Here is a 20,204-nt window from a genome sequence, read left to right on the forward strand (position 1 = left end):
CCGCCCGCGCCAGCGCCGTCAGCGGCGCCGGACCGGTGGCCGCCCGGCCGCTCTGACCGCGGCCGGCGCCGGCCGCCGGGAATCCAGGCCTGGCTATTCCTGCTCCGCGAGTTCGGTCACGACCTCGCGTGGCCAGGCCCGCAGGGATTCCAGGTCCAGGAAGGTGAAGTAGCCGGATTTCCAGCCCTCGGTATCGATGTGGTAGACGTTGCCCAGCAGCAGCGGCGCCGGCACCGGCGTGTGCCCGGCCACCACTGCCCGCACCCCGCGGATGCCGGTGCGGTCCATCTGCCGCAGGCGGTCGCGCGACCACTGGCAGGCGGCGCTGGTGCGCCGGTAGCGGTCCTGCAAGGCGGATTCCAGCCGCGGCCAGAACAGCACCGGGCAATCCGCGTGCAGCAGCCCCACGGCGCCGTCCAGCGTTTCGACCTCGATGGCGATGGGCAATTGCGCGAAAGCCTCGGCAAAGACCTGCTGGCGATCAGAAGGCAGGTCCAGGAACCAGCCGCCGCCATAGCCGCGCCAGTTATCCACGTCCACCTGCCCCGTGCGCACGTGGCGGATCGCGTAATCCTCGTGATTGCCCTGAACCGCGTGAAACCACGGCCGCGCCAGCCACTCCAGCGCGGCCTCGCTTTCCGGCCCCCGGTCCACCAGGTCGCCGACCGAAAACAGGCGGTCCCGGGACGGGTCGAAGCCCAGCTCGTCCAGGCTTTCCTGCAGGCGGGAAAAATGCCCATGCAGATCGCCCACCGCGAAATCGCGGCCTAGCTCGTTGCGCGGGACTTTGAGAAAACGCTGCTCCATGATGATCCGGGGACTACCACTGGTTGATGCTCGATCCCTCTTTTTAACCCGCTTTGGCGCCGCCCCGTCTGTCCCCCTTTGCCGCGCCGTGGTCAAAATTTGGTTACGAGAATCGATATTATTCGCGATAATATTCAGTTTTCCCCAATCCGCGCCTGCAAGGGCCCCGCCCTCCCCCATGACTGCCGCGTCCACCATCAAAACCTGGTATCTGGTCCATAAATGGACCAGCCTGGTCTGCACGATCTTCCTGCTCGTCATCTGTCTTACCGGCTTGCCGCTGGTGTTCCACCACGAGATCGAACACTGGCTCGACGACGGCAAGCCATTGTCCGACGTGCCTGCCTCGACCCCGCGCGCCAACCTGGACAAGCTGGTCGACAGCGCCCGCGCCATGTATCCGGGCGAGGTCGTCGACTATCTGTTCTTCGATCCCGACGAACCTCAGGTCTATGTGGGCATGGCGAAAACGCCCGGCGACGGCCAGGTGTCCGGCCACGCCGTGCGCATGGACGCGCGCACCGGCGACGTGCTGCTGGACGGTCCGCTGTACACGGAGGACAAGTTTTCCTTCATGGGCATCATGCTGGCGCTGCACGTGGACCTGTTCGCGGGCCTGCCCGGCGAGTTGTTCCTGGGATTCATGGGGCTGCTGTTCTGCGTCGCAATCGTGTCCGGCGTGGTGCTCTACGGCCCCTTCATGAAAAAGCTGGAATTCGGCACGGTGCGCGCCTCCCGCTCCACGCGCCTGAAGTGGCTGGATCTGCATAACCTGCTGGGCATCGTGACGCTGGTCTGGGCCTTCGTGGTGGGCGTGACCGGCGTGATCAACGAACTCTCCACGCCGCTGTTCCGCCTGTGGCAGTCCACCGAACTGGTGCGCATCCTGGAACCCTACAAGGGCCAGAACGTACCCACCGAGCTGGCCTCGGCCCAGGGCGCCGCCGACACGGCCAGGAAGGCCCTGCCCGGCAACGAGGTGTCGTTCATCGCCTTTCCCGGCAATGCCTTCGGCAGTCCCCACCACTACATCACCTGGATGCGCGGCGACACGCCGCTCACCTCCAAGCTGAACACGCCCGTGCTGGTGGACGGCAAGACCGGCGAACTGACCACCGTGGCCAAGATGCCCTGGTACCTGACCGCGCTGGAGCTGTCGCGGCCGCTGCATTTCGGCGATTACGGCGGCATGCCGCTGAAGATCATCTGGGCGCTGCTGGACGTCATTACCATCATCGTGCTGGTCAGCGGCCTCTATCTCTGGCTGGCCCGCCGCCGCGCCACCGAGGCGCGCATCGCCGAACTCGTGCGCAAGCACCAGGCCGCCGCCATCCCGAAAAGGACTCCCGCATGAGCAAGACGGCCCGTGGTTTCATGTTTGTCTGGGGCGCGCCGATCCTGCTGGGCGTGCTCAGCGTGTTCGGCCTGCTGGCCGCGTTGCTGGGCACGGGAGGCTGGCACTGGGCGTCCTGGATCGCCCTGGCCATCCTGCTGGCGGTCATCGTGCGCTACTGGGTATTCCCGCTGCAGCGCTAGGCGCGACCGCCAGTTCCGTGCCGGCGTGCGGCATTATTTGCCGAAGGTCTCGGGGTCCGGCCCCAGGCGCGCGCCTTCCTTGATGCCGTCGATGGCGGCCATGTCGGCCGCCGACAGCTCGAAGTCAAAGACGTCGATGTTCTCGCGGATGCGGGCGGGCGTCACCGACTTCGGGATCACGATCAGATCGTGCTGCAGATGCCAGCGCAGCGTCACCTGGGCGGGCGACTTGCCGTGCTTCCTGGCCAGCTCCAGGATGACCTTGTCCTTGGCCACGCCGCCCTGGGCCAAGGGGCTCCATGACTCCGTCGCGATGCCGTGCTTGGCGTGGAAGGCCCGCAGCGCCTGCTGCGTGAAGCCTGGGTGCAGTTCGACCTGGTTCACGGCCGGCGTCACGCCGGACGCGTCGAGCAGCCGCTCCAGGTTGGCCTGGGTGAAGTTGGACACGCCGATCGAGCGCGCGCGGCCGTCTTCCTTCATTTCGACCATGGCCTTCCAGGCGTCCAGGAACTTCGTGCTGCCGGCCACGGGCCAGTGGATCAGGTACAGGTCCACGTAGGCCAGGCCCAGCTTTTCGAGGCTCTCGTCCATGGCTTTATGGGCCTCGTCGTAGCCGTGCCTGTCGTTCCAGAGCTTGGTCGTGACGTACAGATCCTTGCGCGCCACGCCGGCCGCGCGCAAGCCCGCGCCCACGCCAGCCTCGTTGCCGTAGATGGCCGCAGTGTCCACCGAGCGGTAGCCTGCCGCCAGCGCCTCTTTCACGCTTGCGGCGGCCTGATCGTTCGGCACCTGCCAGACGCCCAGGCCCAGCTGGGGAATCTTGCCGCCGTCGTTCAATTGCATTGCCGGTACTTTCGCCATAAGACCCTCCGTAGCTTGCGACGCGACGTCCGCGCGGCGAATATGCGCCGGGTCGCGCAACCAAGGGGCAGCCAGGCTTCATCCTTGGTTGAGACAGTAAAGAACGGGCCCGCCAGGCTGCGCCCGAGTCACCATGCCGGATTGAAAACCCCCGGGAGAGGTCTACACATCCCAGGGGTCGTGAGGCCGATATTACCCCCAGAGCCGCAAAATCCCTGAATCCCCTCTGCCAAAGCAGGCGTTTCCGCCCCTGGGCGCGGTGCTGCGGCAGAATTGCAGCCTGTGGCCGATAATGCGCTTCCGACGGCCCGACGGCCCATGCATCCCCCCAAGACCATGAACGCTCCTGACACGCGGCCCGAGCGCCGCGGCGGCTTTTCCACCCTGCGCACGCTCTTTCCCTATCTCTGGCCGCCCGGCGAGACGGGCCTGAAAACGCGGGTGATCGCGGCCCTGCTGTGCCTGTTCGCGGCCAAGGTGGCCACGGTCTATGTCCCCCTGCTGTACAAGCACGCCATCGACGAGCTGGGCCAGGGCGCCCCGGGTTCCGTCACCGTGCCGCTGGGCCTGATCCTGGCCTATGGCACGGCCCGGGTGCTTTCGCTGCTGTTCTCGGAACTGCGCGACGCCATCTTCGCGCGCGTCGGGCAGCACGCCATCCGCGCGGTCGGCCTGCAGGTCTTTCGCCACCTGCATGCGCTGGCGCTGCGCTTTCACCTGACGCGCCAGACCGGCGGCCTGAACCGCGCCATCGAGCGCGGCACCAAGGGCATCCAGACCCTGCTGTCGTTCCTGCTTTTCAGCATCCTGCCGACCTTCTTCGAAATCGGGCTGGTCTGCGTGGTGCTGTGGAAGATGTTCGACATCTGGCTGGCGCTGGCCACGGGCGCCACCGTCACGCTGTACATGGCGTACACGCTGCTGGTCACGGAATGGCGCGCCAAGTTCCGGCGCCAGATGAACGAAACCGACTCCGAGGCCAACACCAAAGCCATCGAGAGCCTGCTGAACTACGAAACGGTCAAATACTTCGGCAACGAGGAACACGAAGCGCGCCGCTACGACGCGTCGCTAAAGCGCTATGAACGCGCCGCCGTGCGCAGCCAGGTCAGCCTGTCCATCCTCAACATCGGCCAGGCCGCCATCATCTCGGTGGGCCTGACCCTGGTCATGTGGATGGCCGCCACCGGCATCGCCGAAGGCCGCTACACGCTGGGCGATTTCGTGCTGGTCAACACCTACCTGCTGCAGCTGTACCAGCCGCTGAGCTTCTTCGGCTTCGTCTACCGCGAAATCAAGCAGGCCATCATCGACATGGAGCGCATGTTCGAACTGCTGGGACAGGACCGCGAGGTGGCCGACCGGCCCGATGCCCAGCCCCTGCGCGTGGCGGGCGGCGCGGTGGAGTTCCGCGACGTGCATTTCGGCTACGACGCGCGCCGCCCCATCCTGAAGGGCGTCAGCTTCACCATCCCCGCCGGCAGGACCGTGGCCGTCGTCGGTACGTCCGGCGCCGGGAAATCGACCATCGCGCGCCTGCTGTTCCGCTTCTACGACGCCGACGGCGGCGCGATCCTCATCGACGGCCAGGACGTGCGCAACGTGACGCAGTCCAGCCTGCGCGCCGCGATCGGCGTCGTGCCGCAGGACACCGTGCTGTTCAATGACACCATCCTCTACAACATCGGTTACGGCCGCCCCGGCGCCAGCGAGGAAGAGATCCAGGCGGCGGCGCGCCTGGCCCACATCCACGATCTGATCATGGCCATGCCGGACGGCTACCAGACCATGGTGGGCGAACGCGGGTTGAAGCTGTCCGGCGGCGAGAAGCAGCGCGTGGCGATCGCCCGGACCATCCTGAAGAACCCGCCCATCTTCCTGTTCGACGAAGCCACCAGCGCTCTGGACACCCACACCGAACGCGAAATCCAGGCCAATCTGCGAGAAGTCAGCCAGGGCCGCAGCACGCTGATCATCGCCCACCGCCTGTCCACCGTGGCGGACGCGGACGAGATCATCGTGCTGGCCGAAGGCCGCATCGTCGAGCGCGGCCGCCATGCCCAACTGCTGGCGCAGGACGGCATCTACGCCGGCATGTGGGCCCGCCAGCAGCAAAGCGCCCTGACCGGCTCGCCGGATTGACAAGCCCGCGCCCCTGTCCGAACATCGCACCCTTTGATTTCCAGGCCCACCATGCAGGATTCAGCCCCCGTCCCCGCCGTCCGCGTCTGCGCTTCCTCCGACCTCGCCAACGGCGGCCTGGGCGTGAAGATCCCCGTGTCAGATGCCGCCGGCCGCACCACGGCCTTCTTCGTGCGCTACCAGGACCGCGTGCACGGCTATCTGAACCGCTGCGCCCACGTGGGCGTGGAACTGGATTGGGAAGGCAGCTTCTTCACCCGCGCCGGCGACCTGATCATGTGCGCGCGCCACGGCGCCACCTACCAGCCGGACACCGGGCTATGCGTGGGCGGCCCCTGTAAGAACGGCCGCCTGACCGTGCTGACGGTCGAGGAACGCGAGGGCGCGGTCTACTGGCAGCCGGCCGGCAAGATCCGCCCTTTGGAAGATACGCCCGCCTAGGGGGCTACGCTCAAGCAAGAGACTTCAAGCCCGCGCCGCCGCCGCTTCAGCCGGCGCCTGCCGCTCCGCGTAGCGGCGCGCCAGCACCGCGCAGACCATCAGCTGCATCTGATGGAAGATCATCAGCGGCAGCACTACCACGCCCATCTGCGAGGTGCCGAACAGCACCGTGGCCAGCGGAATGCCCGAGGCCAGCGACTTCTTCGAGCCGCAGAACACCAGCGTGATCTCGTTTTCCTTGGACAGCCCCAGCTTGCGGCTGCCCCAGGTCGTGACCAGCAGCACCGTTCCCAGCAGCAAGGCGTTCACCAGCACCATGGACGCCAGGTCGATGGCCGGGAACGCGTGCCAGATACCCTGCGCCACCGCCTCGCTGAACGCCGTGTAGACGGCCAGCAGGATGGAGCTGCGGTCCACTTTCGACAGCGTGCGGTTGTTGCGCTGGGCCCAGGCGCCGATCCAGGGCCGCAGCAGGCTGCCCACCGCGAACGGCAGCAGCAGCTGCAGCAGGATGCGGCCGGCGTCGGCCAGCCCGTGGCCTCCGCCCTGGCGGTGCAGCAGCACCGCCACCAGCAGCGGCGTCAGCACGGTGCCCAGCAGGTTGGAAGCCGTGGCCGCGCAGATCGCGCCCGGTACGTTGCCGCGCGCCATGGAGGTAAAGGCGATAGACGACTGCACGGTGGAAGACAGGGTGCAGACGAACAGCACGCCCAGCCACAGCGAAGGCGTCAACAGGCCGGGAAACAGCGCCCGCAGGCCCAGCCCCAGCGCCGGAAACAGCAGGAAGGTGCAAGCCAGGATCAGCGCGTGCAGGCGCACGTCCTTCACGCCAGCCACGATGGCGTCCGTCGACAGCCTGGCGCCGTGCAGAAAGAACAGCAGCGAAATGGCGATGTTGCTGGCCACGGTCATGAACGCCGCGCCCTTGCCCACGGCAGGGAAAAAGCTGGCGAAGACCACCGTGGCGATCAGGATGAGCGTGAATTGGTCGGGCAGGAAGCGGCGCATGGCAAAGATTTCCGTAGGGATTGCGGAAACTATAGGCACGGCGCTTGCCATCGTGAAGCCCACTGGGTACTTTAACTGTCATCGGACTTTCCTATGATCAGGCCGCCATGCTCAATCCCTTGTGGCTCAAGACCTTCGCCGCGGCCGCCGCCGCGCCCAGCTTCACCGAGACCGCCCGGCGCCTGGGCCTGACCCAGCCCACGGTCAGCGAACACATCCGCCAGCTGGAACAGGCCTTGAACCGGCGTCTGTTCCAGCGCGACACGCATTCGCTCGCACTCACCAGCGACGGCCGCAGCCTGCTGGTGCATGCGCAGATCATCCTGGACGCGCACGAGCGGGCCGAGCGCCTGTTCGACGCGCCGCGCCTGCGCGGGCGCGTGCGCCTGGGCACCTCGGACGATCTGGCAATGGGACCTCTGCCCGACGTGCTGGCCGCCTTCCGGCTGGCCCACCCGGAGGTCGAACTGGACCTGACCATCGGCGTCACCAGCGAGCTCTACAAGCTGCTGGACGACAACGGCCTGGACGTCATGATAGGCAAGCGCCGCAAGGGCGACCGCCGCGGCCAGACCCTGCACAAGGAAGCCCTGCTGTGGCAGGCCAAGGAAGGCCTGCGGGTGGCGCCGGACGAACCGCTGCCGCTGATCCTGCTGCGCGAACCCAGCGTGACCCGTGGCCTGACGCTGGACGCGCTGGCCCGCGCCGGCCGCAGTTGGCAGATCGTCTGCACCAGCACCAGCTATGCGGGCTGCCAGGCGGCCGCCCGCGCCGGCCTGGGCATCACGGTGCAGCCTTCGCACCTGTCCACGCTCGGCCTTGCCGCGCCAGCAGGCGCCGCGCAACTGCCCGCGCTGCCGCAGGTGGAATTCATCGTGATCTCGGCGCCCGCGCCCAACAAGCCCACGCGCGCGCTGACCGAGATCCTGATGCGCAGCACGCTGACTTGAGGCCTTTGCTTATTGCGCCGCCGAGCGGGTGTGCTGCACGCGGCCTTCCAGCGGCTGCGGCTGCTTGAGCAGGTTCAGGATCGGGCACCATTGCTCCACCGCCTCATGCACGGCGCGCACCGCGCTCTCGTCGGCCGGCGACACGATGTGCGCGGTATAGCGGATGTTGTGCGGAAAGAACGGCACCTGCTCATAGCCCGGCTTGCCGCCGCGCGGGTCCAGGTCGCCTTCGATCTCCACCTGCAGCGACTCCAGCGGCAATTCGAGTTCGGCCGCCTTGATCAGGAAGATATGCGTCAGGCAACTGCCCAGCGATCCCAGCAGCAGCTCGGGCGAACTCGGTCCCAGGTCATAGCCCGCGAAATCCGCGGGACTGTCGCTGACCACCTGGTGATCTCGGATCCGGATTCGGCGCACGCCGCTGCGGCCTTCGGCGCTGACCTGTGCGCGCAATTTCACCGGCGTCACGGTGTGCGGATCGCGCGCGTTGCGCGCCAGCACGGCCTCGCGTTTCTGGCCCAGGTATTCGTTCAACGTACTCATGTTGCAGACCTCGCTTGGGGTTGATATGTGCTTGGGCAAGCGCCGCAGTCAATGTTCGCGGCGCATATCCGGAATGGCGATGGGCGCACGATCCATCGCCTGCAATAGTTGGCCCAGCCCGCGGGCCGTCGCTCCCTCCATCCGTCCTCCCGGCCCACAGACATCGTCCGCGCTGGTCCACGCCGGAGCCGCGCCCGGCAGGCGGCGCGCACGCAGCCAGCCTTGGCGGTCGACCATGAACTGCGCGCCCGCCAGCTCGTCAGGCGACACGCCGGCTGCCAGCGCATAGGCGTTCCAGGCCTCTACGCCTGCCGCCACGCAATCCGCGTCTACGCGCTGTGTGTGGCCACGCGTCAGCGCCACGGTGAGCAGGCGTGGATCCTGCGGTTCCTCGGCCGCGCCCTGCGCGTAGGCCATCACACGCAGGGGCAAGCCGCGCAAGCCGCTGAGCCGCGTCGCCCGGCCGTCGCGGCAGGCAAGCGCCACGACGGGTGCGGCGACCGCCGGCATACCGCTGCCGCCGCTGACGCCATAGGCCCGCAGGCGCAGATAGTCCAGCACCTGCCAGATCTCTTCCGTGTTCAGCATTGCGCCAAACGCCGGCATCGCGGGGTTGGCCGCCGGTTCCTGGCCGCCCTGCGCGATGCGCCAGTGCAGCTCGCCTTCGAGCCTGTTCTGGAACAGGGCCGGTCCCAGCACGCTGGGCCACACCGGCAGGCTGGCGGCGCGCTCGCCCCGCCCATCTGCCGCCGCGCCGTGGCATGCGGCGCAATGCGCCTGGTACAGCCGTCCGCCCTGCAACAGATTGGCATCGGAAAACGGCAACGGCGACCGCTGATAGGAAGAACTGTGCGCCTCGACCAGCAACATCCGCGGGTTCGGCCAGTCAGCCAGCAGCGCCAGCGCGACGGCGGCGCCCAGCCATGCCAGCCGGCGGCGCTTGGCGAACAGCGCGCCGCACAGCAACGCCAGCGCCGCCGCCGACTGCGCCAGCGCCAGCCAAAGCTGGCGCCACGTGTGCGGGCTGACGGGCAGGTCCGGGTCGTAGCGCCACGCGAATGGCCAATACGCCAATGCCGGAGCCTGGCCCAGCGAGCGCCAGACCGCGGCGCCCAGGGCCAACGCCAATGCGGCCAAGCCGACCGTCAACAGCGCCGCCATGCGCCGCCGGGCCCACCGCGCCGCGCCAGCGGCATCCGCCGGCCGGCGTTGCACGATGCTCACCACGTCGCATCCAGCCCCAACAAGGCCAGCGCGCGATGGCGCAACGCGGCCAGGCGCGGATCGCCGCGATGCCTGGGGTACGGCAGGTCGTTGACGATTTCGTCCTTGATCCGCGCCGGCCGCTCGCTCAGCACCACGATGCGCGTGGCCATGAACAGCGCCTCCTCCACATCGTGCGTGACCAGCAAGGCCGTGTAGCCTTCGCGTTGCCACAGGTCCACCAGTTCGGACTGCATGGCGATGCGGGTCAGCGAGTCCAGCTTGCCCAGCGGCTCGTCCAGGATCAGGATGCGCGGATCGTTGACCAGCGCCCGCGCCAGCGCGGCGCGCTGCGCCATGCCGCCGGACAGCTGATGCGGATAGGCCTGGCTGAACGCCTTCAGGCCCACGCGCTGCAAGGCCTCGTCCACCCGGCTGCGCTGCGTCTTCAACAGCCCGCGCGCCTGCAGTCCCAGGGCCACGTTGTCCCAGACCGTGCGCCACGGATATAGCGTGGGGTCCTGGAACACCACGATGCGCGAAGGCGAAGGCCCCGTGATCGGCTCGCCGTCCGCCAGCAGGCCGCCCGCGGCGGGCGGCTCCAGGCCCGCCACCAGGCGCAGCAGCGTGGACTTGCCGCAGCCGCTGGGTCCCAGCAGCGCCACGAACTCGCCCGGCTTCACGTCCAGGTCTATGCCGTCCAGCACCGGCAGTTGCGCGCCGTCCAGGTCGAAGTGATGGTTCACGCCGCGCACGGCCAATGCGGCGCCGGCCGCATCCCGCTTGTCAGGCACCGCTGCCGCTACCATTTCACGACTCCCTTCTGCCAGGCCAGGAGGCGGTCGCGCCCCAGGAACAGCAAGGTGATGAGGCCCGAGAACACCAGCGCCATCACGATCAGCGCGCCGTACATGTTGGCGTAGGACGCCCAGCCCTGGGCCCATGACAGGTACCAGCCCAGCCCGGACTTCACGCCCATCATCTCGGCCGCCACCAGCACCGAAAACGAGGCGCCCAGGCCCATGAACAGGCCCACGAAGACCTGCGGCAAGGCCGCCGGAATCGCCACGCGCAGCACCAGGAACCACTCATTGGCGCCCATGGTGCGCGCCACGTCGTAGTAGGCCCGGTTGACGCCCGCCACGCCCGACCAGGTCAGCACCGTGACCGGAAACCAGGTGGCCAGGGCGATCAGGAAGACCGCTGCCGACCAGCTCGACGGAAAGAAGAAGAACGCCATAGGCAGCAAGGCCGTGGAAGGCACCGGCCCCAGGAAGCGCAGCACCGGATGCACCCAATAGCCCAGGCCGCGCGACCAGCCGATCGCGACCCCGGTCAGGAAACCCGCGGCCGCGCCCAGCAGAAAGCCGTTGGCCAGCAGCCAAAGCGAATTCGCCAGACTGTCGGCCAGCCGCTTGTAGTCGGAGACGTAGACTTCGATCAGCGACTGCGGCGGCGCGAAGAACGGGCTGGGCAGCAGCGCCAGCTTGGCCGTCGCGATCTCCCAGGCGCCCACCGCCACGGCCAGGGCCGCGAGCCAGGGGCCGGCGCGGTGCAAGGCGCGCACGGCGCGCAACTGCCCCGCCCCCGGCGCCGCCGCCAGTAACAGCAGCAGCGCCAGCGCCAAGGCCGCCGCGCCGAATTCGCGCGTGTAGCCCCAGGACGAGAAGCCCACCTCGACGTTCGGCCATGCCAGCGTCACGCCGCCCACGCCCGCCCACAGCGCGGCGGCGGCGATACCGGTTTTCCACAAGCGCCAGTCGCGCGCGGGCGGATTCACGCCCGCGGCCAGGGCGTGCAATACGTCAGCCGAGGACATTGGGCACCACCACTTGCGCGTATTTGTTGACGTCCAGGCCCGCGCTCAGCACCTTGATCGTCTTCAGGTCCCGGGCGTAGCCCACGATCTCTTCGCGCAACGCGGCGCCCGTCGAGGCATGGCCATGGCTATGGCTGCGCAGGATCGCGGCCACGCGTTCGGCCGGCACCTTGCCGGGCACATACGGCGCGAAGATGCGCGCGGTCTCGTCCGGGTTGGAAGCCGTCCAGCGCTGCGCGTCGATCACCGCACGCGCAATGGCCGCGGCGGCCTCTGGATCCTTGCGCACCAGATCGCCGCGCAGGCCCAGCACGCAGCAGGTTCGGTTCTCGTAATCGCCCTCGATGTTGGTGGCGATCTCTCGCAGCTTGTTGTCCTCGCGCAGCGTGTAGATCAGCGGATCGTCACCCGCAATGGCGTCGACCTCGCCCTTGCGCAGGACTTCGCCGAACAGGTCCTGCGGGTACTGGCGCCAGTCCACGGATTCGGGATCGATACCCAGCTGCGCCACGCGGATCGCGAAGAAGTTCTTCACCGGACTGGCCTGGTCCGACACGGCCACGCGGCGTCCCTTCAGGTCGTTGACGCTCTTGATCGGCGAATCCTGCGCCGTCAGCAAGCGCATGCAGCCGCCATGCGTGCCCACCGCCAGCTTGACGTCGAAGCCCTGCTCCAGCGGCTTCAACCAACGCAGCGCCATGCCGATGCCGCCATCGGCGTGGCCGGTGGCGATCGCCTCCAGCAGCTGGTCGGTGGAGCCGCTGAAGTTGATGCGTTCGACCTTGAGGTTGTACTTGTCGAAGAAGCCGCGCTCCAGCGCCACCGACACGGGCGATTGGCAGACTGCGGTCTGGCTCCATGCGATCTTGAACGTGCGCGGTGCGGCGTTGGCGGCCAGCACGCGCGAGCCCAGCATGCCCAGCGGCGCCGCAAGGCCTGCGGCGCCTGCCGCGCGCAGCAGCGCACGGCGCGAAATTCCCCGCGTGGAGATGGCGCGGGAATGGACGTTCGTATTCATCAACCTTCCTTTTGAGCAGACTGTGAATGGCGATGATTGCCATGCGGCATCATCGACCTGCGCTCAGGGGTTAGACAAATACAAAGTCGGGATAACAATATGGGCGACGCATGGCCGCCCAGGGGCTGGACTATTCGGGCAAGTGGTCCGGAACGCCGTCCTCGTCGACCTGCTTGACGCGGTCCAGCGCGTTGCGCGCGGCCGACATGGCCTCGACCGTGCTGCGGAAGCGTCGGCTGATGAAGATCTCGAAAGCCTGGGTGTCGGGCTCGGCTTCCTGCTGCACGGCGTCATCCGGTGGCGCATCGGCCTGGGCTGCCGCTTGCGCGTCCCGTTCGGCCTGGCTCTTTTTCTTCGGCAACCGCCGCGTTTCGATGAAAGCGCGCGGCGGCACGCGCCCCTCGGGTTGGGTCGCGTACGCGAGCACCGAAAATCCGTTGATGATCTTCTCAGCCATTGCGGTTCCGTGTGGCCGCGCCCAAAAAAGCGCGGTTCCTTGTTACCGACTACGGCCCGCCGCGGGAAAACTTAAGCCAGCGCCGCCTGGCGCGCACGCACGTAGGCCGCCACCTGGGCCAGCACGTCGGACAGGTCCGCCTGCAGCGGCGCGAAGCCGGCGTTGCGCTCGCGCGTAGCTTCGTCCATGTACAGCGGACGGCGGATCTCCACCTGCAAGCTGTGCCGATTCAAGGCCGGCTGGCCGATCTGCGCGATCAACTGCACGCCTTTGTAGGGGTCGTTGCGCGCCACGGTGTAGCCCTTGCCGCGCAAAGCGGTCTCGATCAGGGCGATGAACTCCGGCTCGCAGGTGGTGCCGTCGCGGTCGCCCAGCACAAAGTCCGCCAGCGGATGCTCGCTCTTGCGGCCCAGGCGCTCGTAGGCGTCGTTGGGCATGGAGTGCAGGTTCAGGTGCCAGACCGCGCCAAAACGCTGCCGCACCTGCTGGATCGCCTGCGACAGCGCCGCGTGGTAGGGCTCGTAATACGCCTGGATGCGGTGGCGCACTTCGGCCAGCGTGAGCTTGCGGTCGTAGATCGGCGTGGACCTGTCCATCCTGCGCCAGATCAAACCCTTGCCCAGGCGGGTCTTCTCGCCCGGGTCCAGCGGCTCGGGCCAGGGTTGCGCCAGCAGCTCCGGGTCCAGGTCCTGCAGCGTGCGGTTGGGATCGATATAGACGCGCGGAAAGTTCGCGGCGATCAGCGTCGCGCCCAGGGCCGGCGCCGCCGACCACAACGCGTCCACGTGCGTGTCCTCGCCCTGGCGCAATTGCGCCAGGGTGGCCGCGGCGCCGAAGTCGTCGGGATAGCGCTCGCCGCTATGCGGCGAATCGCAAACCAGCGGCAAGCCCGGGCCCGTGGGCTCGTGTACGGAAACAGCGTCGAAGTCGGCGTGGGTCATCGTCAATCAGCCTGAATATTGGCAGTCTTGGCGACCTTGGCGTAGCGCGCCAGGGCCTGCTGGATCTGCGCCTCGAATTCCTGGGGCGTGGTGCGCACCAGCGTACCACCCACTTCCTCGGCCTTCTTGCGGAATTCCGGATCGTCCTGGGCCGCGCGCACTGCCTTGTTCAGGCGTTCGATCACGGCCGGCGGGGTGCCGGCGGGCGCCACCAGGCCGAACCAGCCGCCCGTACCCATGTCGGGGTACCCCAGCTCGATGTAGGTCGGCACGTCGGGCAACAGCGGCGAGCGTTCGGCGCCCAGCACGGCCAGCGCGCGCAGCTTGCCGCCCTGCACCTGCGGCAGGGTCGAGGACAGGTTGTCGGTGATCGCGTCCACCTGCCCGCCCATCACGTCATTCAACGCCGGACCCGCGCCGCGGTACGGCACGTGCAGCAGCTTGATGCCGGACAGCATCATGAAGTTCTCGATGTTCACATGGCCCAGCGAGCCCACGCCCGGCGAGGCGAAGCTATAGCGCTCCGGCTGTTTCTTGGCCAGGGCCACGAACTCGGCCATGTTCTTGGCCGGCAGGCCCGGATTGATCGCGAAGATGCTGGGCACGGCAACCACGTTGGCCACCGGCACGAAGTCCTTCACCGGGTCGTAGTTCATCTTGCGGAACACAGCCGGGTTCGAGCCGTGCGTGCTCATCGTGGCCATGCCGATGGTGTAGCCGTCGGGCGTGGCGCGGGCCACCTGCTCCATGCCCATGGAACCGCCGGCGCCGGCCTTGTTCTCGACCACGATGGTCTGCTTCAGGTCGCGGCCGGCGTACTCGGCCACCAGGCGCGCCACGATGTCGGTCGAACCGCCAGCGGCGAACGGCACCACCAGCTTGATGGGGCGGGCGGGATAGTCGGCAGCTTGGGCGATGCCGGCAAAGGACAACGTGGCGAACATGCCGGCGAGCGCGAAGCGCGCGGACCGGCCCAGGAGGCGGCGGGACATGGGGGATGACTCCGAAAGTTGAAGGTCAGTCGACAAGGCCGCCAGTGTCCGAACTTTACGATCCCCTTTCAAACGACTATATTGCACGGCTTCATTACCAATGGTCATGCTAGATGCGACTGCACTCGCCCTCCATGTCCGAACTGCACGCCTTCGTGACGGCGGCACGCCTGGGCAGCTTCACCCGCGCCGCGGAGGTCTTGTGCGTCACCCAGGGCGCCGTCAGCCGCGCCATTTCCCGACTGGAAGCGCATTTCGGCCAGCCGCTGATGCATCGCAACGCCCATGGCCTGACCCTGACTGAAACCGGACGCCGCCTGTACGACGGCACGCTAGGCCCGCTGCAGCAGATCGAGTCGCTCAGCGCCGGATTGCGCGCCAATGACCGTCGCCTGCGCCTGACGCTGTCGACGGTGCCGACGCTGGCCAGCGCCTGGCTGGTGCCCCGCCTGTCCGACTTTCATGCGCGCCATCCGGATATCCAGCTCAGCTTCGCGGCCTACCGCCGCAACGAAGATTTTTCGGGTGAGACGCCCGATGCCAGCATCCTGTCCGGCATGCCGGAGCAATGGCCGGGCTGGCAGGTGGACTACGTGATCGGGCGCGAGTTGGTCGTGATCTGCCACCCCGCCCGTCTGGCGGCCCGGCGCGCGCAGGGACTCTGGGACACGCCAGCCGGCCTGCTCGGGGAACCGCTGCTGTATCACTCGAATGGCATGGACAACTGGGCGCAGTGGCTGGCCGCCGCCGGCGTGCCGCGCGCCTCGGTCCAGCTGTCCAATGGCTTTGACCAGGTTTCCATCCTGGTTCGCGCCGTCATGGCCGACATGGGCATCGCCGTGCTGCAGCGCTGCCTGGTCCGCGACGACCTGCAGGCCGGACGCGTGGTGGCCCCGTTTCCCGACCTGCCCATCCGCATCGACCGTGGCTACCATCTATGCGCCCCGGCCCAGCGCCGCGACCATTACGCGCTGGCTTGTTTCCGGCGATGGCTGCTGGAAACCGCCGGGCAGGACCCCGACGTAATCGCCGCCAGCCCAGCCTGAGCGCCTAGCCTGCGGACACAACCCGTTGCCGGCGTCCTGCGCGGGAATACTACAAAATGAAAACGGACTCCCGATCTGGAGCCCGCTGCGGGGGTCTGCGCCATGCTGCCGGCGCGGTCGAAAATGCTCAGGGTGCGAGCTTGAACCCGAGGTCCACGCCCCATTTGTCGGTCTCGCGCAGCCATTTCGCGCCGCAATTCAGGCAGCGGAAATGGTCTTCACGGCTTTCTTCACGGCCTTTCTGCGTGGGATTGGTGAACCCCTGGTGTCCCAGATGGGCATGCGGCGCAACGCCTGCAAGCCCGGGGTTAATGCGTTGGCAAGCCAGGCACATAACGCTCATTGGTGCTTCCCTACAATTTTAGTAACTAAATTGTAAGGGATTCCACCAATACTTTTCTATCGAATCAGGCCCCTAAATCCAAAAAATATTGTTAACGCCACAATTAAACAACAGTGGGCAGGGCCGCCAGGCAGGTTGCCAGGTGATACGGAGAGGTCGACGGCATGTCATTGCGCACCACCGCTCCTTCCGCGTCCAGGCATTCGTACCAGCCGCCGGGGTGCAGGAAACGCGCGCGGAACATGGACAGGCCGGCCTCCAGCGCGGGCAGGTCGCCCAGCACGCCGAGCACCCGCAGGTACTCGGTCTGCGCCCAGATCCGACGCGTATCGTCGATCACGGCGCCGGACTCGTCCAGCGACGCCACCACTCCGCCCGCGTCCACACCATGGCGGCGCGACCAGCGCACAGCGCGGGGCAGCGACTCCGTCAGCTCCAGGCCGTCGAAAACCTCGGCCGAGCCTTGCACCAGCGACAGCCACTCGAACTGATGCCCGGGCTCCAGCCGGTTGCCGGCCGAGCCTTGCCGCTCTTCCGCGATGCACTGCGAGGCCGCATGCACGAAGAAATGGCTGATGCCTTGCGCCAGGCCGCGCAGGCGCTGCGCGTACAGCGCCGGCTCCGCGACCTGGGCTGCGGCCAGGTAGGCCTCGGTCAGATGCATCATGGGATTCTGCGCGGGCGCGCGCAGAGGCTGGCTCAGGTCGGCGCTGAGCGCCGCGTGATACAGCCCGTCGGCGGTCTTGAAGCGCGCTTCGATGGTCGAGGAAGTCGACAGCATGAGCTTGCGCGCATCGGCATTGCGGCTGCGGCGGAAATAGGCGGCGCAGGCCAGCACGATGAACGCGTGGGTGTACAGGTCCTGCGTGTCATCGAGCGGATGCGCCGCGGCGTCCACGCTATAGCGCCAGCCTCCGTGAAGCTCGTCGCGGAACACGCGCCGCAGCGATTCGAACAGCACATCTGCATGCGCGCCCGCAGCGTCGCCCGGCGCTTCCGAAAAAACGTAGAGCTGGCGCGCGCAAGCCATGGCGCGGTAGCGCTCGACCGGCAGCGCGACGCCCGTCGCCGCGTCCAGCGATTCATAAGGCAGACCCAGCGCGCCATTGAAACCCTGCCCCATCCAAAGGGGCAGGACAACGGAATCAAAATGGTCGCGGAATGCGCGGATGTGTTCCGCAAGTGAAGAGTTGGTCTGTGCGGCAGTCATCTTGGAACGGCGCATACCCAATGAGGGCCCCAGATTTTGGAGCAGCAACGATAACCGAAATTTTCGTCGCAAACCTTTGAGTATTCTCCGAAGCGTCATGCTCACACAGACCGGTCCCGCCGATCAGCTCCGTCCAGGGCGTGGCGCCCTATCGGAAGATGTTTTCCTCTACCCAGTTCTGCGCGAATACTTCCGCGCGATCGCGTGCTTCGTCCAACGAAGCGCAGTTGCCCAAGTGGGAAAACGCGGCATCCACTTCGGTGCCGCCCTCGGCCGTAACCGTCAGCAGTACGCCATATCCGCCGGTATCCATGGCCGCTGTGGAAACGTCGATCAGAACTTCCTGGTCACGATGCTGCATGTGCTACCTCCCAGTCGGTTACCTAAACGCGTGAACCACGCGTGACGTTGCGGGGGCAGAATCCCCGCGCAAATGAATAGACCTGCAAACGTCACGCAAGTTCATCTTACTGGCGACTCGTGGGTCGCGATACGTCGAAAAGCAGCCAAATCGCGCATTCCGTCTCAGGAAATTCCCGTAGCACGGCCCTATTGGTCGCGAACTCGCGAAATACTGCGAAAACATTCGCAAATTGTGTGGAAATCCCCGCGCCAAACGGTCAAGACGCGGCGAAACGCGGAGGGCGGCCCCGGGCCGCGCCTGCTGTCGACATAATTGGATTTTGCGGGTTAGCGCAAATGGATGGCGCCCGGCTCTTCCATGCGCAGGGCGAGCTTGCCCTTCTCGGTGATCAGCCAGCGGCCGTCGGCGTCGGCTGCAATGCAACGCAACGTCTCCAGCGCCTGCGCCACGTGGGCGGGCACTTCAGTCTGGGCAGCGCCGGGCTCGCAATTGTCGGCCACGATGCGCAGCCAATGTCCCAACTCGCCTTTCTCGAAACGGTGCAATGCCATGCGGTGATTCTCTCTTGAATACCCAACGATAGCATGTTGCCATGCCCCGCCCTGGCGACCTGTAAAAGTCGCTAGGCAAGCAGCTTGGGCAAGGACGACGCCAGCAGCGCCACGCCCGAAACGGTCAGCAGGCCCAGCACGATGCGGCGAAACGCAACGTCGCTGATGCCCACGTAGACGCGCGTGCCCCACAAGGTCGGCACCAGCATCGCCGGCACGATCACCGCAAAGAGCGGCAGCATGTCGCGCGTCACCACGCCGGTGTAGACATAGCTCGCCATCGTCACGACCAACATCGACAGGTTGAAGTTCTGGATCACCGCGCGCTGCACGTCGCGGTCAAAGCGACGCAAGGTGCACCACAAAGTCGGAATGACGCCGGTGAAGCCGCCTATGCCGCCCATGACGCCGCCCATCGCGCCCACCACGCCGTCGGCCCATCGTCCACCCGCCGTGATAGGCGGCAAGCGCGTCGCGAACAGCATCACCGGACACCAGACCGCCAGCAGTCCGCCGACCAGCGCCTTGAACATCAGCGGATCCAGATAGGGCAGCAGCTTGACGCCCAGCGGAATCCCCAGCAATCCGCCCGCCACGAAGGGCAGCAGGTGCGCCATCGTGAATCCGCGGCGCATCGTGAACGCGGCCAGCAACTGGCCGGTCAGCGAGCCGAACACCACCATCGCAGCAGCGAGTTTGGGATCTATCGTCCAGGCCCAGAACGACATGGCCACCATGCCGAAGCCGAAGCCCGAGAGGCCCTGCACGAAACCGGCGGCCATGGCGCCCGCCGCGACCAGCACATATAAGGAATCCATACCCGCCGCACGCCTGCAAGAGAAGCCGGAACGGTTCCGGCGCTCGACATTCTAGAACGCGCCGATGGCCGGTTTCGCGCCTGCGGCGTACTGACGGGCTAGGAAGCCCGCAGCGCCAGCGGCCGCTTCAGGCGCGTCGCCGCCGCCGACGCCGCCACGCTGGCGCCGATCAGGGCCAAGCCCAGCGCCAGGTCGGCCGAGATGCGCTCCTGGAACACCAGCGACGACACGATCAGCCCGATCACCGGCACGCACAGCATGGCGATCGAGGTCGCCACCGGCGGCATCTTCTGCGTCATGCCCAGCACCACGATGAAGGTCAGCGCGGTAGCCAGCGGACCGGTGTACAGGATCACGGGCCATGCCTCGGGCTGCGCCAGGAAAACGGGCGCGCCATCGCGCATCCACGCCAGCGCGGCCAGCGGCAGCGCCGCGATGGCGGTCTGCCAGGGAATCATGTCCGCGCCCAGGCGGATATGCCGGTAGCCGCGCAGCTGGATGATATTGCAGGCCCACGCAAAGGACGCACCCAGCAACATGGCCAGGCCGACCACGGTGTGCGCCTGCCAAGGGCTGAACGCGGGCGCGACGATGACGGCGATGCCGGCATAGCTCAGCCCCGTCGCCAGCCATTGCGCCATCGACAGGCGCTCCTTCAGGATCAGCGAGGACAGGGGAATCACCCAGATGGAAGTGGCGTAGGCGATCACGGACGCGCGTCCCGGCGCCACGTATTGCATCGCCCATAGCGCCAGCGCCGTGAACGCCCCCATCTGCAGCAGCGCCACACCCGCCACCAGCGGCATTTCCTGCCGCGTCGGCAGGCGCAGGCGGCCCAGCATGCCCAGCACCAGCGCGCTGATCAGCGCGGCCGAGCCGAACCGGCTGGCGGCCAGCCACAGCGGGCTCATGTGCGTCAGCCCCAGCTTCATGACGGGCCAATTGCCGCCCCAGATGGCGACCGCACCGACCAGCGGCAAAAACCTGCCCAACGTGCTCTGCTGACTCATTACTGCCCAATCTACTGCTTGAATATTCCGCGCTTTGGCACAATTGCCAAACGATGGAATAGTCTATAGGGTTAACCCCAGCATATTTCACTGCATTCAAGGGAGATACCCGTCATACTCAGCACAGATGAATTGCTGAATGAC

The 20,204-nt window shown here is 67.0% G+C and carries 23 protein-coding genes; 6 read left to right on the plus strand and 17 right to left on the minus strand.

The genetic code is table 11. The features are described 5' to 3' along the window. Positions 1 to 93: 93 nt before the first annotated feature. Positions 94 to 807, minus strand: coding sequence for a metallophosphoesterase (locus HV766_RS26415; RefSeq protein ID WP_054458206.1), 714 nt, complete (start codon positions 805 to 807; stop codon positions 94 to 96). Between the two features lie 178 nt (positions 808 to 985). Here HV766_RS26415 and HV766_RS26420 point away from each other — a divergent pair, with 178 nt between their 5' ends. Both HV766_RS26420 and HV766_RS26425 read left to right on the plus strand, forming a co-directional pair. Beyond that, positions 986 to 2,161, plus strand: a complete 1,176-nt coding sequence (locus tag HV766_RS26420) for a PepSY-associated TM helix domain-containing protein (RefSeq protein WP_054458207.1) — start codon at positions 986 to 988, stop codon at positions 2,159 to 2,161. Beyond that, positions 2,158 to 2,343, plus strand: a complete 186-nt coding sequence (locus HV766_RS26425; RefSeq protein ID WP_054458208.1) for a hypothetical protein — start codon at positions 2,158 to 2,160, stop codon at positions 2,341 to 2,343. The genes HV766_RS26420 and HV766_RS26425 overlap by 4 nt, the downstream gene beginning before the upstream one ends. Positions 2,344 to 2,376: 33 nt before the next feature. Here the strand turns inward: HV766_RS26425 and HV766_RS26430 are convergent, their stop codons facing one another. Next, on the minus strand, positions 2,377 to 3,204 hold the full coding sequence (locus tag HV766_RS26430) for an aldo/keto reductase (protein WP_054458209.1): 828 nt from the start codon (positions 3,202 to 3,204) through the stop codon (positions 2,377 to 2,379). 336 nt (positions 3,205 to 3,540) lie between these two features. On the opposite strand from HV766_RS26430, the gene HV766_RS26435 reads away from it, so the two are divergent. Next, positions 3,541 to 5,346: an ABCB family ABC transporter ATP-binding protein/permease gene (locus HV766_RS26435; protein WP_054458296.1), complete on the plus strand. Its 1,806-nt coding sequence runs from the start codon at positions 3,541 to 3,543 to the stop codon at positions 5,344 to 5,346. A gap of 51 nt (positions 5,347 to 5,397) precedes the next feature. Next, a complete protein-coding gene (locus HV766_RS26440) occupies positions 5,398 to 5,787 on the plus strand; it encodes a Rieske (2Fe-2S) protein (RefSeq protein ID WP_054458210.1) in 390 nt (129 codons plus the stop codon). Positions 5,788 to 5,811: 24 nt separating this feature from the next. Here HV766_RS26440 and HV766_RS26445 read toward each other — a convergent pair whose 3' ends face one another. Further along, the gene (locus tag HV766_RS26445) at positions 5,812 to 6,795 is read right to left on the minus strand and encodes a bile acid:sodium symporter family protein (protein ID WP_054458211.1); all 984 of its coding nucleotides are present in this window, start codon (positions 6,793 to 6,795) and stop codon (positions 5,812 to 5,814) included. 107 nt (positions 6,796 to 6,902) lie between these two features. Here HV766_RS26445 and HV766_RS26450 point away from each other — a divergent pair, with 107 nt between their 5' ends. Further along, a complete protein-coding gene (locus HV766_RS26450) occupies positions 6,903 to 7,745 on the plus strand; it encodes a LysR family transcriptional regulator (RefSeq protein WP_054458212.1) in 843 nt (280 codons plus the stop codon). A 9-nt stretch (positions 7,746 to 7,754) separates the two neighbouring features. Here the strand turns inward: HV766_RS26450 and HV766_RS26455 are convergent, their stop codons facing one another. From HV766_RS26455 to HV766_RS26490, 8 genes are all read right to left on the minus strand, one after another. Beyond that, positions 7,755 to 8,288 carry an OsmC family protein gene (locus tag HV766_RS26455; RefSeq protein WP_054458213.1) on the minus strand — a complete coding sequence of 178 codons (534 nt, stop codon included), beginning with the start codon at positions 8,286 to 8,288 and terminating at the stop codon, positions 7,755 to 7,757. 48 nt (positions 8,289 to 8,336) lie between these two features. Further along, positions 8,337 to 9,512 carry a c-type cytochrome gene (locus HV766_RS26460; protein WP_254593364.1) on the minus strand — a complete coding sequence of 392 codons (1,176 nt, stop codon included), beginning with the start codon at positions 9,510 to 9,512 and terminating at the stop codon, positions 8,337 to 8,339. Next, entirely contained in the window at positions 9,509 to 10,300 is a 792-nt protein-coding gene (locus HV766_RS26465) for an ABC transporter ATP-binding protein (protein WP_119451643.1), read from the minus strand. The genes HV766_RS26460 and HV766_RS26465 overlap by 4 nt, the downstream gene beginning before the upstream one ends. After that, positions 10,294 to 11,310 (minus strand): ABC transporter permease, encoded by a 1,017-nt coding sequence (locus HV766_RS26470; RefSeq protein WP_175182129.1) that lies wholly within the window; start codon positions 11,308 to 11,310, stop codon positions 10,294 to 10,296. Before HV766_RS26470 ends, HV766_RS26465 begins: the two co-directional genes overlap by 7 nt. Further along, on the minus strand, positions 11,297 to 12,328 hold the full coding sequence (locus HV766_RS26475; protein WP_054458216.1) for an ABC transporter substrate-binding protein: 1,032 nt from the start codon (positions 12,326 to 12,328) through the stop codon (positions 11,297 to 11,299). Before HV766_RS26475 ends, HV766_RS26470 begins: the two co-directional genes overlap by 14 nt. A gap of 130 nt (positions 12,329 to 12,458) precedes the next feature. Continuing rightward, the gene (locus tag HV766_RS26480) at positions 12,459 to 12,785 is read right to left on the minus strand and encodes a hypothetical protein (RefSeq protein WP_175160932.1); all 327 of its coding nucleotides are present in this window, start codon (positions 12,783 to 12,785) and stop codon (positions 12,459 to 12,461) included. Positions 12,786 to 12,856: 71 nt separating this feature from the next. Next, positions 12,857 to 13,726: an N-formylglutamate amidohydrolase gene (locus HV766_RS26485; protein WP_119451640.1), complete on the minus strand. Its 870-nt coding sequence runs from the start codon at positions 13,724 to 13,726 to the stop codon at positions 12,857 to 12,859. A gap of 2 nt (positions 13,727 to 13,728) precedes the next feature. Beyond that, positions 13,729 to 14,718 (minus strand): Bug family tripartite tricarboxylate transporter substrate binding protein, encoded by a 990-nt coding sequence (locus HV766_RS26490; RefSeq protein ID WP_054458219.1) that lies wholly within the window; start codon positions 14,716 to 14,718, stop codon positions 13,729 to 13,731. A 113-nt stretch (positions 14,719 to 14,831) separates the two neighbouring features. On the opposite strand from HV766_RS26490, the gene HV766_RS26495 reads away from it, so the two are divergent. After that, complete coding sequence (locus tag HV766_RS26495; RefSeq protein WP_175182130.1) at positions 14,832 to 15,764, plus strand: LysR substrate-binding domain-containing protein; 933 nt, start codon at positions 14,832 to 14,834, stop codon at positions 15,762 to 15,764. Positions 15,765 to 15,891: 127 nt separating this feature from the next. Here the strand turns inward: HV766_RS26495 and HV766_RS26500 are convergent, their stop codons facing one another. The 6 genes from HV766_RS26500 to HV766_RS26525 form a co-directional block, all read right to left on the minus strand. Continuing rightward, the gene (locus tag HV766_RS26500) at positions 15,892 to 16,107 is read right to left on the minus strand and encodes a hypothetical protein (RefSeq protein ID WP_042792993.1); all 216 of its coding nucleotides are present in this window, start codon (positions 16,105 to 16,107) and stop codon (positions 15,892 to 15,894) included. A gap of 103 nt (positions 16,108 to 16,210) precedes the next feature. Continuing rightward, positions 16,211 to 17,317, minus strand: coding sequence for an AGE family epimerase/isomerase (locus HV766_RS26505; protein ID WP_175182131.1), 1,107 nt, complete (start codon positions 17,315 to 17,317; stop codon positions 16,211 to 16,213). Positions 17,318 to 17,465: 148 nt separating this feature from the next. Then, complete coding sequence (locus HV766_RS26510; RefSeq protein ID WP_008159938.1) at positions 17,466 to 17,678, minus strand: hypothetical protein; 213 nt, start codon at positions 17,676 to 17,678, stop codon at positions 17,466 to 17,468. Between the two features lie 329 nt (positions 17,679 to 18,007). Continuing rightward, positions 18,008 to 18,232 (minus strand): hypothetical protein, encoded by a 225-nt coding sequence (locus tag HV766_RS26515; RefSeq protein WP_054458221.1) that lies wholly within the window; start codon positions 18,230 to 18,232, stop codon positions 18,008 to 18,010. Positions 18,233 to 18,303: 71 nt separating this feature from the next. Then, a complete protein-coding gene (locus HV766_RS26520; RefSeq protein ID WP_054458222.1) occupies positions 18,304 to 19,050 on the minus strand; it encodes a sulfite exporter TauE/SafE family protein in 747 nt (248 codons plus the stop codon). Positions 19,051 to 19,148: 98 nt separating this feature from the next. Beyond that, positions 19,149 to 20,060: a DMT family transporter gene (locus HV766_RS26525; protein WP_054458223.1), complete on the minus strand. Its 912-nt coding sequence runs from the start codon at positions 20,058 to 20,060 to the stop codon at positions 19,149 to 19,151. Between the last annotated feature and the right edge of the window lie 144 nt (positions 20,061 to 20,204).

It is taken from the genome of Achromobacter aegrifaciens, from assembly GCF_902859735.1.
Lineage (GTDB): Bacteria > Pseudomonadota > Gammaproteobacteria > Burkholderiales > Burkholderiaceae_B > Achromobacter > Achromobacter aegrifaciens.

Excerpts from the sequence above, each read along its gene's own strand:
- HV766_RS26415 (WP_054458206.1), bottom strand. The coding sequence starts at position 807 with ATGGAGCAGCGTTTTCTCAAAGTCCCGCGCAACGAGCTAGGCCGCGAT.
- HV766_RS26420 (WP_054458207.1), top strand. The coding sequence starts at position 986 with ATGACTGCCGCGTCCACCATCAAAACCTGGTATCTGGTCCATAAATGG.
- HV766_RS26425 (WP_054458208.1), top strand. The coding sequence starts at position 2,158 with ATGAGCAAGACGGCCCGTGGTTTCATGTTTGTCTGGGGCGCGCCGATC.
- HV766_RS26430 (WP_054458209.1), bottom strand. The coding sequence starts at position 3,204 with ATGGCGAAAGTACCGGCAATGCAATTGAACGACGGCGGCAAGATTCCC.
- HV766_RS26435 (WP_054458296.1), top strand. The coding sequence starts at position 3,541 with ATGAACGCTCCTGACACGCGGCCCGAGCGCCGCGGCGGCTTTTCCACC.
- HV766_RS26440 (WP_054458210.1), top strand. The coding sequence starts at position 5,398 with ATGCAGGATTCAGCCCCCGTCCCCGCCGTCCGCGTCTGCGCTTCCTCC.
- HV766_RS26445 (WP_054458211.1), bottom strand. The coding sequence starts at position 6,795 with ATGCGCCGCTTCCTGCCCGACCAATTCACGCTCATCCTGATCGCCACG.
- HV766_RS26450 (WP_054458212.1), top strand. The coding sequence starts at position 6,903 with ATGCTCAATCCCTTGTGGCTCAAGACCTTCGCCGCGGCCGCCGCCGCG.
- HV766_RS26455 (WP_054458213.1), bottom strand. The coding sequence starts at position 8,288 with ATGAGTACGTTGAACGAATACCTGGGCCAGAAACGCGAGGCCGTGCTG.
- HV766_RS26465 (WP_119451643.1), bottom strand. The coding sequence starts at position 10,300 with ATGGTAGCGGCAGCGGTGCCTGACAAGCGGGATGCGGCCGGCGCCGCA.
- HV766_RS26470 (WP_175182129.1), bottom strand. The coding sequence starts at position 11,310 with ATGTCCTCGGCTGACGTATTGCACGCCCTGGCCGCGGGCGTGAATCCG.
- HV766_RS26475 (WP_054458216.1), bottom strand. The coding sequence starts at position 12,328 with ATGAATACGAACGTCCATTCCCGCGCCATCTCCACGCGGGGAATTTCG.
- HV766_RS26480 (WP_175160932.1), bottom strand. The coding sequence starts at position 12,785 with ATGGCTGAGAAGATCATCAACGGATTTTCGGTGCTCGCGTACGCGACC.
- HV766_RS26485 (WP_119451640.1), bottom strand. The coding sequence starts at position 13,726 with ATGACCCACGCCGACTTCGACGCTGTTTCCGTACACGAGCCCACGGGC.
- HV766_RS26490 (WP_054458219.1), bottom strand. The coding sequence starts at position 14,718 with ATGTCCCGCCGCCTCCTGGGCCGGTCCGCGCGCTTCGCGCTCGCCGGC.
- HV766_RS26495 (WP_175182130.1), top strand. The coding sequence starts at position 14,832 with ATGCGACTGCACTCGCCCTCCATGTCCGAACTGCACGCCTTCGTGACG.
- HV766_RS26500 (WP_042792993.1), bottom strand. The coding sequence starts at position 16,107 with ATGAGCGTTATGTGCCTGGCTTGCCAACGCATTAACCCCGGGCTTGCA.
- HV766_RS26505 (WP_175182131.1), bottom strand. The coding sequence starts at position 17,317 with ATGACTGCCGCACAGACCAACTCTTCACTTGCGGAACACATCCGCGCA.
- HV766_RS26510 (WP_008159938.1), bottom strand. The coding sequence starts at position 17,678 with ATGCAGCATCGTGACCAGGAAGTTCTGATCGACGTTTCCACAGCGGCC.
- HV766_RS26515 (WP_054458221.1), bottom strand. The coding sequence starts at position 18,232 with ATGGCATTGCACCGTTTCGAGAAAGGCGAGTTGGGACATTGGCTGCGC.
- HV766_RS26520 (WP_054458222.1), bottom strand. The coding sequence starts at position 19,050 with ATGGATTCCTTATATGTGCTGGTCGCGGCGGGCGCCATGGCCGCCGGT.
- HV766_RS26525 (WP_054458223.1), bottom strand. The coding sequence starts at position 20,060 with ATGAGTCAGCAGAGCACGTTGGGCAGGTTTTTGCCGCTGGTCGGTGCG.